General features: G+C 72.8%; 9 protein-coding genes and 1 pseudogene. 5 read left to right on the top strand and 5 right to left on the bottom strand.

Features of this window, described 5'->3' with window-relative positions:
• Window positions 1–248: 248 nt before the first annotated feature.
• Window positions 249–4,409 carry a choice-of-anchor I family protein gene (locus tag J3S20_RS15695; RefSeq protein WP_216837429.1) on the top strand — a complete coding sequence of 1,387 codons (4,161 nt, stop codon included), beginning with the start codon at window positions 249–251 and terminating at the stop codon, window positions 4,407–4,409.
• Here J3S20_RS15695 and J3S20_RS30865 read toward each other — a convergent pair.
• The 3 genes from J3S20_RS30865 to J3S20_RS15680 all read right to left on the bottom strand — a co-directional run bounded on the left by J3S20_RS30865 (window position 4,399) and on the right by J3S20_RS15680 (window position 8,868).
• Window positions 4,399–6,708 carry a hypothetical protein gene (locus J3S20_RS30865; RefSeq protein ID WP_216837428.1) on the bottom strand — a complete coding sequence of 770 codons (2,310 nt, stop codon included), beginning with the start codon at window positions 6,706–6,708 and terminating at the stop codon, window positions 4,399–4,401. The genes J3S20_RS15695 and J3S20_RS30865 overlap by 11 nt on opposite strands.
• A gap of 1 nt (window position 6,709) precedes the next feature.
• The gene (locus J3S20_RS15685; RefSeq protein ID WP_216837427.1) at window positions 6,710–7,594 is read right to left on the bottom strand and encodes a hypothetical protein; all 885 of its coding nucleotides are present in this window, start codon (window positions 7,592–7,594) and stop codon (window positions 6,710–6,712) included.
• Between the two features lie 263 nt (window positions 7,595–7,857).
• Window positions 7,858–8,868 carry a 2-hydroxyacid dehydrogenase gene (locus tag J3S20_RS15680; protein ID WP_216837426.1) on the bottom strand — a complete coding sequence of 337 codons (1,011 nt, stop codon included), beginning with the start codon at window positions 8,866–8,868 and terminating at the stop codon, window positions 7,858–7,860.
• 98 nt (window positions 8,869–8,966) lie between these two features.
• Here J3S20_RS15680 and J3S20_RS15675 point away from each other — a divergent pair, with 98 nt between their 5' ends.
• Window positions 8,967–9,920, top strand: a complete 954-nt coding sequence (locus J3S20_RS15675) for a 1-phosphofructokinase family hexose kinase (protein ID WP_216837425.1) — start codon at window positions 8,967–8,969, stop codon at window positions 9,918–9,920.
• A 7-nt stretch (window positions 9,921–9,927) separates the two neighbouring features.
• Here the strand turns inward: J3S20_RS15675 and J3S20_RS15670 are convergent, their stop codons facing one another.
• The gene (locus J3S20_RS15670; protein WP_216837424.1) at window positions 9,928–10,491 is read right to left on the bottom strand and encodes a hypothetical protein; all 564 of its coding nucleotides are present in this window, start codon (window positions 10,489–10,491) and stop codon (window positions 9,928–9,930) included.
• A gap of 353 nt (window positions 10,492–10,844) precedes the next feature.
• On the opposite strand from J3S20_RS15670, the pseudogene J3S20_RS31245 reads away from it, so the two are divergent.
• The 3 genes and pseudogenes from J3S20_RS31245 to J3S20_RS15655 all read left to right on the top strand — a co-directional run.
• Window positions 10,845–11,357, top strand: a pseudogene (locus J3S20_RS31245) (glycosyl hydrolase family 8); the annotation flags it as partial.
• 142 nt (window positions 11,358–11,499) lie between these two features.
• Window positions 11,500–12,090 (top strand): glycosyl hydrolase family 8, encoded by a 591-nt coding sequence (locus J3S20_RS30855; protein WP_216837423.1) that lies wholly within the window; start codon window positions 11,500–11,502, stop codon window positions 12,088–12,090.
• 79 nt (window positions 12,091–12,169) lie between these two features.
• Window positions 12,170–13,159, top strand: a complete 990-nt coding sequence (locus J3S20_RS15655; RefSeq protein WP_216837422.1) for a hypothetical protein — start codon at window positions 12,170–12,172, stop codon at window positions 13,157–13,159.
• Here the strand turns inward: J3S20_RS15655 and J3S20_RS15650 are convergent.
• Entirely contained in the window at window positions 13,135–13,605 is a 471-nt protein-coding gene (locus tag J3S20_RS15650; protein WP_216837421.1) for a PaaI family thioesterase, read from the bottom strand. The genes J3S20_RS15655 and J3S20_RS15650 overlap by 25 nt on opposite strands.
• Between the last annotated feature and the right edge of the window lie 54 nt (window positions 13,606–13,659).

Genomic DNA, 13,659 nt, shown 5'->3' with positions numbered 1-13,659 from the left:
TACCGGCTTTTGGATACGAAGCGTTGCGGCGCGTAAGCATGCTTCGGCTCCTGGCGCATGACGCCAATTCTGCGCCATCCGCTGGGACCAAGGTTAACATTTTTTCAGCATAACTGACCGCGGCATGTAACACGGCCCCGATACCTCCTCCGCCCGATGAAGGGGCTGGCCCCGTCGCCAGCACCATGCGCCCAGACCTGGGCCAACCGCCCCGGTGAGGGCGGATGGCGCCGCCACGGAGTATCGCCATGAGCCTGAGCACCACCCCCACCAATGCCCTGACCATCGTCGAGTCCGGCAGCCTGGCCCTGGTCGGCGCCGAGATTTCGGCCTTCGACCCGGGCAGCAACCGGCTTTTCGTGACCTCCAGCGCCGGGCTGCAGGTGGTGGACCTCTCCAACCCCGCCGAACCCGTCCTGCTGACGACGATCGACTTCACCGACCTCGGCTTCGCCACCACCGATATCACCAGCGTGGCGGTGGCCAATGGCGTGGTGGCCGTCGCCCTGCCGAATGCGGACAAGGCGCAGCCCGGCCAGGTGGTGCTGCTGAACGCCGCCGATGGCGCGCTGCTGAATGCGGTGGAGGTGGGCGCGCTGCCCGACAGCCTGACCTTCACCCCGGACGGTAACCGCATCCTGGTGGCGAATGAGGGCGAGCTGAACGAGGACGGCACCGATGGCGATGGCAGCGTCAGCATCATCGACCTGGGTGCTGGTGCCGCCAACGCGACCGTGACCACCGCCACCTTCGACGCCTTCGACGGGCAGGAGGACGCGCTGCGCGCCGAGGGCGTACGCATCTTCGCCGGCCGCAGCGTCTCCCAGGATGTCGAGCCGGAATATGTGGCGATCTCCGCCGATGGGCAGACGGCGATGGTGACGCTGCAGGAGGCCAATGCGGTCGCCCTGCTGGATATCGGCACCGCCACCTTCACGGATATCGTGGCCCTGGGCACCAAGGATTTCTCGGACCTGCTGGCCGATTATTCGGACCGCGACGGGCCGGGCAACGACCCGCTGCCCGCCAACCTGGTGAATGCGCCGGTCTTCGGCCTCACCATGCCGGATGCGATCGACAGCTACCAGTCGGGCGACCAGACCTACTATGTCATCGCCAATGAGGGCGACGACCGCGACGACTTCCTGCCCGATGGCGAGACCATCCGCCTCGGCAATGACGACTACGAGCTGGACGCCACCGTCTTCCCGGATGCCGAGACGCTGAAGGACAACGACAATCTCGGCCGCCTCACCGTCTCCAACGCCCCGGGCCTGCGCGGCGACACGGACGGCGATGGCGATATTGATCAGATCCTGATGTATGGCGGCCGCTCCTTCTCCATCCTGGACGCCCAGGGCCAAATCGTCTTCGACAGCGGCGACGCGATCGAGCGGATCGTGGCCGAGTTTTTCCCCGAGCTCGTCGATGACAGCCGCAGCGACAACAAGGGGCCGGAGCCGGAGGGGATCGAGATCGCAACCATCGGGGGCAGCACCTATGCCTTCGTGGCGCTGGAACGCTCCAACATCACGCTGAGCTTCGACGTGACGAACCCGGAGGCCGTGACCTATGTCGGCGCGGCGCAAATGGACGGCGCGGTGAGCCCGGAGGGCGTGTTGGCGATCTCGGCCGAGGATTCGCCGACCGGCAAGGCGCTTTTGGTGGTCAGCAACGAGGTGAGCAGCACGCTCTCTGTCTTCACCACGACGCAGACGCCGGCCTTCACCCTGCAGCTGCTGCACTTCTCCGATGCCGAGGCCGGGCTGCTGGCCGGCAGCACGGCGAAGAACCTGGCAGCCCTGGTCGATGCCTTCGACGGCACCTATGAGAACACGCTGATCCTGGCCGGCGGCGACAACTACATCCCCGGCCCCTTCCTGGCCGCCGGCACCGATGCCTCCGTCGCCGCCACCCATGGCCGCGGCAACAACCCCGGCGCCGCGGATATCGAGATCCACAACCGCATCGGCGTCGAGGCCTCCACCGTCGGCAACCATGAATTCGACCTCGGCACCAATGCCTTCGGCGATGCGGTGAACGACGCCGCCTTCCCCTACCTGACTGCCAATCTGGACTTCTCCGGCGACCCGGCGCTGTCCGGCCGCTACACGGAAACGGTGGGCGTCGGCGGGCTGGAGGATGCTTCGACGCTGGCCGGCCGCATCGTGCCCTCCGCCGTGGTCGACAAGGGCGGCGAGAAGATCGGCCTGGTCGGCGTCACCACCCAGATCCTGGAGCGCCTCTCCTCCACCGGCGGCGTCGAGGTGGAGGGCTTCGCGGGCGACGGCAGCGAGACCAACGACATGGCGCTGCTGGCGGCCCAGCTGCAGCCGGTGATCGACGACCTGATCGCCCAGGGCGTCAACAAGATCATTCTGATGTCCCACCTGCAGGAAATCCGCTTCGAGAAGGAGCTGGCCACCCTGCTGAACGGCGTCGACATCATCCTTGCCGCCGGCTCCAACACGCGCCTCGGCGATGAGAATGACGAGGCGGTGGAATTCCCCGGCCATGCGGCGGACTTCGCCGATACCTACCCGCTGGTCGCAACCGGCGCCGATGGCGGCACCACGCTGATCGTGAACACGGACAACGAGTTCACCTATCTCGGCCGCCTGGTCGTCGATTTCGACGCCGAGGGCCGCATCATCCTGGAGAACCTCGACAGCACGATCAACGGCGCCATCGCCTCGACCGAGGAGAATGTGGCCGAGGCCTGGGGCGTGGAGGTCGAGGACCTCGACACCACCGCGTTTGCCGAAGGCACCAAGGGCGCCGAGGTGGCGGAGGTCACCGATGCGGTTCAGGCGGTGATCCTGGAAAAGGACGGCAATGTCTTCGGCTTCACGGATGTCTATCTGGAAGGCGAGCGCGCCCAGGTCCGCAGCCAGGAAACCAACCTCGGCAACCTGACGGCCGATGCGAACCGCGAAGCGGCGGTGGATGCGCTGGACGACCAGCCCTTCATGGTCTCCTTGAAAAATGGCGGCGGCATCCGCGCCCAGATCGGTGCCATCGACGTGGTGAGCGGCGACAAGGAACCGCCGCTGGCGAACCCCGAGGCCGGCAAGCCGGAGGGCGGCATCTCCGAGCTCGACATCGAGAATGCGCTGCGCTTCGACAACAAGCTGATGGTCTTCGACACCACGCCGCAGGGCCTGCTGAACATCCTGGAGTTCGCCGCCGGCATCGCGCCGGGCAATGGCGGCTTCGTGCAGCTCGGTGGCGTGCGCTTCTCCTACGACCCGGACAATGCCGCGGGCAGCAAGGTGCTGAGCGTGGCGCTGATCGACAATGACGGCCGCGTCATCGCCCGGGTGGTGGAGAATGGCGAGATCCTGGAGGAGGCGCCGGACCTGATCAGCGTGGTGGCGCTGAACTTCACCGCCAATGGCGGCGACGGCTACCCGGCCAAGGCGAACGGCACCAACTTCCGCTACCTGCTGGCCGATGGCACGCTGAGCGCGCCGATCGACCCGTCGCTGGACTTCACCGCCGCCGCCAACGTCCCCGCCAATGCGCTGGGCGAGCAGCAGGCGCTGGAATCCTACCTGCAGGAATTCCACGGCACGCCGGAGACCGCCTATGCCGAGGCGGATACCCCCGCCTCCGAGGATATGCGCATCCAGAACCTGAATGCGCGCGACACGGATGCGGTCTTCCAGGGCGATGTGGTCCAGGGCGACGCGGCGGCGGAGCGTCTGTTCGGCACCGCGGGCGACGACGCCATCTTCGCCGATGCCGGCAACGACACCGTCTTCGGCGAACAGGGCGACGACCTGATCTTCGGCGGCGACGGGCTGGACCGCCTGGTGGGCGGCACCGGCAACGACACGCTGCTGGCCGGCGGCGATGACGACCGCCTGCTGGGCGGCGACGGCAACGATCTGCTGGATGGTGCGGCTGGCAACGACCGTGCCGTCGGCGGCGCCGGGCAGGACACCGTTCTGGGCGGCCTCGGCAATGACACGCTGCAGGGCCAGGACGGCGACGACATCGTCCAGGGCGGGGAGGGCGACGATCGCCTCTATGGCAATGTGGGAAACGACACGCTGGAAGGCGGGCTGGGCGCGGATGTGCTGTTCGGCGGTGCGGGCGACGATCTCTTCGTCTTCAACGCCTTCGCCGAAAGCCCGCGCGAGGCGGCGGACCGCATCCTCGACTTCGCGACCGGCGACCGGATCAGCTTCGCCGCCATCGATGCGGATCTGACGGTCGATGGCGACCAGGCCTTCGCCTTCGTCGGCACGGAGGCCTTCCTCGGCGAGGGCGAGGCCTCCATCCGCATCCAGTATGGGCTGAACGGCACGGCCATCCAGCTCGATGCCGGCGATGGCGGCGCGGCGGAGATGGTGGTGCGCCTGGCGGGTCAGCCGATGCTGCAGGCCAGCGACTTCATCCTGTAGCGTCCAGCAGCTGCGGCCGCGCATCCGGAATCTCCTCCGGAGGCGCTTCCGCCGCGGCATCCGGCGCGGCCTCCTCCGCGGTGGCCGCGACCAGGGCCGTCGCCACGCCCTGCAGGCTGGCGATGGTCTGCCCCAGCCGCGCCAGAAGCTGGGGCGCCTGCTGCGCCAGCCGGTCCGACAGCGCCGCGCGGTCCGCATCCAGCACGATCGCATCGGCGCCCTGCAGCAGTGCCTCCGCCTCCTGCCCGATGGCATCCAGCCGGCGCAGCGTGGCGGCGATGCCGGGTTCGGCCGCGGGTGGGGCAGGCAGCGCCGCCAGCCGTTCCGTCACCTCCCGCGCCGTCTCCCGCAGCGCCTCCGCCGCCGCGGACAGCTCCGCCGCCGCACGGGTCGGGGCCTCGCCGGCGCGTTCCAGCGCTGCGCAGCTGCCGGGCAGCAGCGCGGCCAGGTCGCCCAGCGCCTGCGCTGCCGGACGCAGCCGGTGGCTCGCGGCATCCATGGCGCCCACCGAGGCCGCCATGCGCTGGGCCGCCACCTCCATCACCGGCTGCGCCGCGCCGATCGCCGCCAGATGCGCCTCCGCCGCCGGACCCAGGCTTTCCAGCCGCGCCATTTCGCGCCGCAGCGTTTCCGTCGCTGCGTGGATGCCCGCCGCCGCCAGCCCCGCCTGGGATTCCAGCGCCGGCACGACCAGGCCGAGGCCCGCGGCTTCCTGGCGCAGCGCCTCCGTCGCATCGTCGATGCGCACCGCCATCTCGCCGAGCTGCGCGCCGAGCCCCGGCAGCGCCGCCTCCAGCCGCGCCGCCTCCGCGCGCAGCGCCTCCGTCGCCTCGGTCACCTGCGTGGAGAGCGTGGCGGCCTCCGCCGCCAGGCTGGGCGCGACGGCGCGAAGGCCGGTGATCTCCTCCTGCAGGCGCTCATGCGTCTCCGCCGCCTGCGCCGCCATGGCCGCGGCCTCCGCCGCCAGCTGCGGCGCGAAGGTGGTGAGCTGCGCCAGTTCCGCGCGCAGCGCCGCCGCGGCCTCGGCGCCGCGCGCCGTCATCGCTTCCACCTCGGCTGCCAGGCGCGGGGCGATGGGGGCCAGGCCGGCGGCCTCCTCCTGCAGCGCCGCAAGCGCCGCCTGCGCCTCCCCGGCCAGCTTCGGGCCGAGCGCCTCGAGGCCCGTGACCTCGGCCCGCAGCGCCGTGGTCGCCTCGCGCGCCTCGGCGGCGAGGGCCGCAACCTCCTGCGCCATGGCCGGGCCCAGCGTGCCGAGGCGCGTCACCTCCGCCGCCAGCGCATCCGGCAGCGCGGCCAGCCTTTCGCCGGCCTCGCGCAGCGCCGTGGCGCCTTCCTCGCTTTGGGCGGCGAGGCCCTGGCACAGGGTCCCGGCCAGTCCCGCGATCTCCTGGCGCAGCATCTGGCCGGCTTCCTCGATCGGGCCGGGCAGCGCCTCCAGCCGCGCCAGCAGGGGCGGCATCGCCGCTTCCAGCTGGTGGCCCATGGCGCTGGCCGCGCGTTCCAGGCGCTGCGGCAGGATCTCGCCCAGGCCGAGGATGGCGCCACCGGCACGCTCCAGCCGCTGCGCCACCACGGACAGGCGGGCGGCCATCACCTCATCCTCCGCCCGCGCCGGCGGGGGTTGGATCGTCTCCAGCCTAGCGGCCAGCCGCGCCTCGGCGGCGGTGATCGAGGCGTCCAGCGGGCCGGCCAGCGCCGCCCCCACCTCCCGCGGCAGGCTGTCCAGCCGTGCGCCGAGGCCCTGCGGCAGCAGGCCGAGCGCCTGTTCGGCGCGGGCCGCCATCTGCTCGATCCGCTGTGCCTGCGTATCCGCCAGCCCCGGCAGCAGGGCCAGCGCGCGGGCGGCGATGGCGCTGCTTTCGGCGCTGTCCTCCAGCCGCGCCGTGGCGGTGGCGGCGGCTTCCGCCATGCGGCTGCCGGCCTGGCCGGCCTCGCCCAGGGCGCGGCTGACCTCGGCGCCGTCCTGCTTCAGGCGCAGCATCTCCTCGGAGAGGGCCCGCAGCAGCGTGGCGATGCTTTCCGTCGTTGCGGCCTCGGCCGGCGGCATGGCGGGGCCGGCTGGACCGCGGCGCCAGAGCCCCGCCAGGGCAGCCGCCGCGGCGGCCAGGCCGAGCCCGGCGGCGGCGGGTGCGGCCCAGGGCGCCTGCCATGTGCCGTCCAGCATCGCCCCGGCGAGCGCCGCGGCGCCACCGGCGAGCAGCAGGGCGATCGCGCCCTCCGCGCCCAGCCAGCGCAGGTCGAGCCGCCTGGTCTCGGGCCTTTCCGGGGCGCCGGCGGCGGCAGCCATCGCGTCGTTCATCTCAAGCCACCTCGGCTGTCTGGGTCTCGGCCATGGGGTCGGGCGCCGCGCCGGCGCCCTGTGTCTGCAGCGCCTCGGCCAGGCCGTGCCACAGGCGGTTCAGCGCCGCCGGCGGCACCGGCTCCGGCAGCAGGCGCAGCGCCCAGGCGCCCTCCGGCCCCTCCGGCACCAGGCGCAGCGGCGCGGGGGACAAAGCGGGCAGCGGGCCGTGCCATGTGCAATGGGCCGCGTGCGCCGCCGCCGGCGGCAGGCGGTGCAGCGCCTCCCGCAGCAGGGCCTCGGCGCCGGCCTGGATGATGACGGTCAGCCCCGCCTCGCCCTCGGCCGTGGCGGGCGGCGGCTCGGCGATGGCGATGATGCGGGGCAGCAGCGCCTGGCGCAGCGCCTCCCGCCTGAATTCCTGCTCCTGCGCCAGGGCCTCGCGCATGGCGGCGGCGCGCGCCGCGCCCTCGGCCGGCCATTCCGGCGCGGCGCGCAGCAGCGCATCGGCTTCCCAGCGCAGCACCACATCCCATTGGTGGCGGCGGCCGAAGCGGGCCAGCGCGGTGGCCAGCGCGTTGGCATTCTTCTCGATCAGGTCTTCCAGCGCGGCTTCCGGGATGGTGGCGGAATCGGGGTCGCAGGCCAGGAAGGCGCCCGTCTGGCAGGCCTGTTCCAGCCGCGCCTGCACCAGCTGCATCCGGCGCAGCAGCGCGGCGCGGTCGCGGCGGAGAAACAGGCGCCGCAGCGGCGGGTCGCGCGGCTGCGCCAGCGCCGCGACGGCACCCGTGCGCAGCACCACCACATCCTCGCCCATCGCCGCCGCCAGCGCCTCGGCCTCATCGGCCGCGAGGATGCCGAGCAGCCGCAGCCGACGCACGGCGACGCGCTCCGTCGTCCCGGTCACAGGTCCCACCGCCTCATCCAGCTCGCGAGCAACATTGGCAGGGTGCATGGTCGAGGCTCGTCTGGCGTCCCTGGCGGCGCGGCAGGCGGCCGCTGCGCCCCGGGAGGCGTGGCGCCGGGGGCGAAGTGGCAAGGCCGGGCATCCTGTCCGGTCCGGGTTCGCGCCCGGCCGCCGGCACCCCTCCTGGGCGCCAGGCCCGGAGGCTAGCAGCGGCTTCGTGAACGAGGGGTGAAGCGGCCGGCGCGCCCGCGCGCGCCGGCCATTCAGGCCAGCTTTTCGATGGACACCGCGTGCAGCGCGCGCCCCGTCTCGGCAAAGGCGGTGATATTGCCGATGGTGGTCTCGCCGATCGCCGTCAGCGCCTCCGTCGTGAAGAAGGCCTGGTGCGCGGTGATCAGCACATTGGGGAAGGTCAGCAGGCGCGCGAAGACATCGTCCTGCAGCATGTGGCTCGACAGATCCTCGAAGAAGAGATCGCCCTCCTCCTCATAGACATCGAGGCCGAGCAGCCCGATGGCGCCGGATTTCAGCCCGGCGATGGCGGCCCGCGTATCGACGATGGCGCCGCGGCTGGTGTTGATCAGCATCGCACCCGGCCGCATGCGTGCGATCGCGGCGGCGTCGATCAGGTGGTGCGTGGCGGGCGTCAGCGGGCAGTGCAGCGTCACGATGTCGGACCGCGCCAGCAGCGCCTCGACCGTCACGAAATCCAGCCCCAGCGCCCGGCCTTCCTCGGAGGGATAGGGGTCGTAGGCCAGCAGCCGGCAGCCAAAACCCGAGAGGATGCGTGCGACGGCGAGGCCGATGCGCCCGGTGCCGACGATGCCGGCCGTGCGGCCATGCATGTCGAAGCCCAGCAGCCCGTCCAGCGCGAAATTGCCCTCCCGCACGCGGTTATAGGCGCGGTGGATGCGGCGGTTCAGCGCCAGCATCATCGCCACCGTGTGCTCCGCCACCGATTCCGGCGAATAGGCCGGCACCCGCGCCACCGTGATGCCCAGGCGCTGCGCCGCGGCAAGGTCCACATTGTTGAAGCCGGCCGAACGCAGCGCCAGCAGCCGGATGCCGCGCTGCGCGAGATCCTCCAGCACCGCCGCATTGGCCTGGTCGTTGACGAAGGCGCAGACCGCCTCCGCCCCCTGCGCCAGCGCCGCCGTCTCCGGCGTCAGCCGCGCCTCCAGGTAGCGCAGGCGGTGCGGGCTGCCGGCCGCTTCATTGGCGGCGTCGAGGAATTGCCGGTCATAGGGTTTCGCACTGAAGACGACGACCTGCATGCGCGGCACTCCCCAAGGAACCGCCAAGGTCGCGGTCGGCGCGGCGGCGCGCAACCCTGTCACTCGCCCGGGCCGTGCCGGTCTGGCAGTCTGCCGGCATGGCAACCGAATCCCTGATCGTCACGCTGACCGCCAATCCCTCCGTCGACCTGGGCTGCGAGGCCGAGGCGGTGCGCCCGGTGCGCAAGATCCGCACGCGGAACGAACGATTCGACCCTGGCGGCGGTGGCGTGAACGTCTCCCGCGTCGTGCGGGAACTGGGCGGGGAAACGCTGGCGGTGGTGCTGGTCGGCGGCGTGACCGGCCGCTTCATCGAGGAGCTGATCGACGGCGAGGGCGTTCCCCGCCGCAGCGTGCCGATCGCCGGCCGCACCCGCATCAGCCAGATCGTGCAGGACCTGTCGAGCGGGCTGGAATACCGCTTCGTGCCGGAAGGCCCCGTGGTGGCGGAGGCCGAATGGCATGCCACGCTCGCCACGCTGGAGGAACTGGGCACGCCCAGCGGCTGGCTGGTGCTCAGCGGCAGCCTGCCACGCGGCATGCCGGAGGATTTTTTCGCGCGCGCCGCAGCCGCGGCAAGGGCGCGCGGGCAGCGCGTGGTGGTGGACAGTTCCGGCGCCCCTATGCGCGCCGCCATCGCCGGCGGCGGGCTGGAGCTGATCAAGCCCAGCCTCGGCGAATTCGAGGCGCTGCTCGGCCGCAAGCTGCCCGAGGGGCCGGAGCAGGAGGCGGCGGCGCTGGCCTTCGCGCGCAGCGGCGCCGCACGGCTGGTGGCGGTCACCCTCGGCCATCGCGGCGCGGTGCTGGCCTCGGCGGAGCGCGTCTGGCGGCTGCCGGCGCCCGATGTGCCGGTGCGCGGTGCCTCCGGCGCCGGCGACAGCTTCGTGGCCGCCATGACCCTCGCGCTGGCGCGCGGCGCGGCGCCGGAGGAGGCCTTCGCCTGGGGCAGCGCCGCCGGCGGCGCCACCGTGGCGCAATCCGGCACCGCACATGCGAAGCGGGCGCAGGTGGAGGCGATCTACGCGCAGCTGCGGCCCCAGCTGGATCGCTGAGGCGCGGTCACTCGCTGCGGGGCTGGTGCTCCGGCGGCGAAGGATCGGGCGTCGCGGACCAGCCGATCCGCAGCACGCGCGGCGCCGCGGGATCGTCGGGCGCATCCTCCAGCACGAAGACCGCCTCCAGCCGCAGCGCCGGCGCCTGGTCGGCCAGTCGCCACAGCATGCGGTGCTGCGGCATGTCAAAGCCGCGCATCATGTCGCGCTCGGCGGCCTCGCGCTCCGGCGCGCCGTGCCGGGCGATGGCCTCCGCGCGCAGCGGGGCGAGCGGCAGGGGGGCCGGCGGCATCAGGGTGAGCCAGGCGGCGCGCAGCGGCGCCTCGGCGCCATCACCCTCGCCGGCCAGGCGCAGGCCGGGGCAGAGCAGCCAGGCCGCCTGCGGGCTGCAGTCATCGCCGTCCGGCACCAGCAGATGCAGGGTCAGGCCGCCGGCCAGGGGCAGGCTGGGCAGCCGTTGCAGCTCCGGATGGGCCTCGAGCACCTGGCCCACCGCCTGCGGCGGCAGCGGCAGCTCCGCGCATTCCAGCTGGGCAGGAAGTGGCCCGGCCAGGCCGGCGCAAAGCAGCATCGTCAGCCCGGGCCGGCGGCGGGGCGACAGGCGCGGTCGAAGCCCGGATGCGCGAAGGCGGGGCAGGGCAGGACAAGGCGGGCGGCGTGTTTCGCAGTGGGTCATCGGAGGGCCCGGCGCGGTGATCGCGCCGCAGGATGATCCAGTTCATATCATTGCGGAATCGTTCAAAAATGGGAAGGCGTCGCGGACCTGCTTCGCCCTGGCGCCGGCCTCAGTGCGCCTTCTGCGCGCCCGGCAGGAGGGCGCTTCTCGGTTGTGTCAGGAATTGTACGCCGCCCGCGGGGGTTCCTTGAGAGGGGTGGTCATTCGCGCCAGGGTGGCGGCCTCTGTCCTGCTGCCGGGGTTTCGCGATGGTCCGTCCCGACTTCACGGCCCGCACTGTCGCTTCCCCCTGCCTCGGGCGGCGCGGCCTGGGCCGTGCCGCCTTCGCCTTCGCCCTCGCTGGCGCGGTCGTGGCGCAGGCCGCGCCGCGGGGTCTGCCATCCGCCCGCGGCCTGACGGACCTGCGCGACCTGCCGGGCGCCACACCCACGGCCGGGCAGGCCGGTGCCAGCCTGGCGCGGCAGATGGCGGAACGCGACCAGGCCGACTGGGCCAGCTTCCGCAGCCGCTGGCTGGATCCGAGCGGCCGGATCCTCGATTCCGGCAACCGCGGCATCTCCCACAGCGAGGGCCAGGGCACCGGGCTGATCTTCGCGGTGCGGCACGAGGACCGCGCCAGCTTCGACCGCATCCTGGCCTGGACCCGCGGCACGCTGCGCCGGCCCGGGGATGCGCTGCATGCCTGGCGCTACACGCCCGGCGCCGCGATTCCCGTCGACGACCCGAACAATGCGACGGATGGCGACCTGCTGATCGCCTGGGGCCTGCTGCTGGCGCATCAACGCTGGGGCGACCCGGCGCACCGGGCGCTGGCCCAAACCATCACGCGGGACGTGCTACGTCTCTGTACCAGGCCCCGGGGGGCAGGGCCACCGCCTGCTGCTGCCGGGGGCACATGGCTTCGTGCATGCGGACCATCTGGTGGTGAACCTGTCCTACTGGGTCTATGGCGCGCTGCGGATGATCGGCGAGGCCTTCCCCGATCCGGCCTGGCAGGCGCTGCGGGAGGGTGGCCTGCAATTGGCGCGGGAGGCGCGCTTCGGCCGCTGGGGCCTGCCGCCCGATTGGCTGCGCGTGCCGATGGACGCGCGCAGCCCGGTGCCCGCTTCGCCCTGGCCGCCGCGCTTTTCCTGGGATGCGGTCCGGGTGCCGCTGCACCTGATCTGGGGCGGCCATCTGCAAGAGCCGGTGCTGCGCGCCTGCGCCGAATTCTGGGGCGATCCGCGCTGGCGCAGCATGCCCGCCTGGGTGGACCTGACCACCGGCGCCACCGCCCCCTATGCCGCCACCGCCGGCATCCGCGCCGTGGCACAGCTGACCCTGGCGGCGCAGGTCGGCTGGGGGCGGCACGAGTCGCTGCCCCGCGTCGCCGATGCAACCGACTACTACGCCGCCAAGCTGGTGCTGATGTCGCATTATGCCTGGCACGAGCGTGGGCTCGACATGTCCGAGGAACCGCGGCTGCGGCTGCGCCAGGGCCAGCGCGGCAACTGAGATTTCGGCGCGGCCCCGTGACGAATTCGCCGCGGGAGGAAGACTTTGTTCAGCCCCGGCGGGCAAGCTGGCCGCCTGGATGCCCCAAACATTCGCCGATCTTCCCGAGGATGCCGAGGCTGCCCTGGCGGAACGCCCGGCGAGCTTCGCCGAGCGCGGCTGCGCCGTGCCCTTCACCGCGCCGCAGCTGCGCGGTGCCCGCCTGCGCCGCGGCGCCGGCGGCCAGGCGGAGCTGCTGCTGCCGGCGCGCGACGGGCGCGGGATGCGGGTGCTGCGCTGGGAGGACTGCCTGCGCCTCTGCGCCCCCACCCTGCATGACCGGCAGCTCTGGGACCGGGTGGCGGCGCAGGGCCGGCCGACGCCGGCCCTGATGCGCGCCACGGCGCGGGAGGTGGCGCGCCTCGGCTATGCCGGGCGCAGCGCCCAGGCCGCCGCCTTCGCCGCGCTGCGCCAGCAGGACCAGGTGCGCGAGGCGGTGCGGGAGGCGCTGTCCGCGCATTTCGAGGCGCTGGAGCCGGAGGCGGCGGAGCTGCTCGTGCCCATGGTCGCGATCCTGGCCCAGACCGGCATGGGACCGGCCCTGAGACCGCAGCAGGGCGCGACCATCCCGCGGGTCCTGGTCGCGCTGGATGCGCTGGGCCGCAGCCTGGCCGCCTTCGCGCAGCTGGCGCCGAGCCTGGCGGAACGCCGCGCCGCGGCCATCACCCTCGGCGCCGCGCGGATGACGCTGCCGGTGGCCGAGGCCTGCCTGCGGATGCTGTGGCAGGCGGTGGAGGACCTGCCCGGGCGGCTGGCGACCGGCGAGCTGCGCCGCGTGGACGTGCTGCCGATGCTGGCGGACCTGGCCTCGCGCGCCGATTGGCTGCTGGATGGCTGGCCGCGGGTCACCGCGCTCTGGGACGCGGCGCAGCCGGCCGGGCGCGGCGCGGTGCTGGCGGAGCTGGTGGGCCTGCTGCCGGTGCCGCCGCTGGAAGCCGCGGGCTGGCCCGGGGCGCGCGGCGAATGGGATACGCTGCTGCGCGCGCGCCGCGCCGTCTCCGGCGCTCAGTCCCTGGCGGAGGCCGGCTGACCCTCATGCGTCTCGCTGCCCGCGCGCCAGCGATGGGTGGAGGCGCCGAAGGCCACCATCTGCCCGGCCTCGTCGAAGACCTCCGTCCGGCAGAAGAAGATGTTGCGGCCGCGCTGCGCGACCTTGCCCTCCGCGACCAGACGGCCGCCGCGCACCTGGCCGGTGAAGCGGCAATCGAGGTCCAGCGTCACCGCCTTGCGGACATTCCCCGGCACGCTGCACCACAGCCCGGCATAGCCGGCCGCCTGGTCGATCATCGACAGGATCAGCCCGCCATGGATGATGCCGGAGCGGTTGCGATGCGCATCGCCGGCCTGGCAGGCCAGCCGCGCCAGCCCTTCCTCCCAGTGCACCAGGGTGAGGCCGAGCAGCCTGTGATAGGCTGCGCCCTCCGGATCGAGGTCGAGGTCGGGCGTGGCGGGCGGGGCGGTGGGGGTCTGGGTCATGCCCCCCGATGCCGTCCCCGCGCCCTTCGGTCAACCGTCCCACCCGGGCTGCAT

It is taken from the genome of Falsiroseomonas tokyonensis (assembly GCF_019024325.1).
GTDB classification, from domain to species: Bacteria; Pseudomonadota; Alphaproteobacteria; order Acetobacterales; family Acetobacteraceae; genus Falsiroseomonas; species Falsiroseomonas tokyonensis.
The sequence above is the reverse complement of the archived record's forward strand: the minus strand, read 5'-3'. Positions and strand labels throughout refer to the sequence as shown.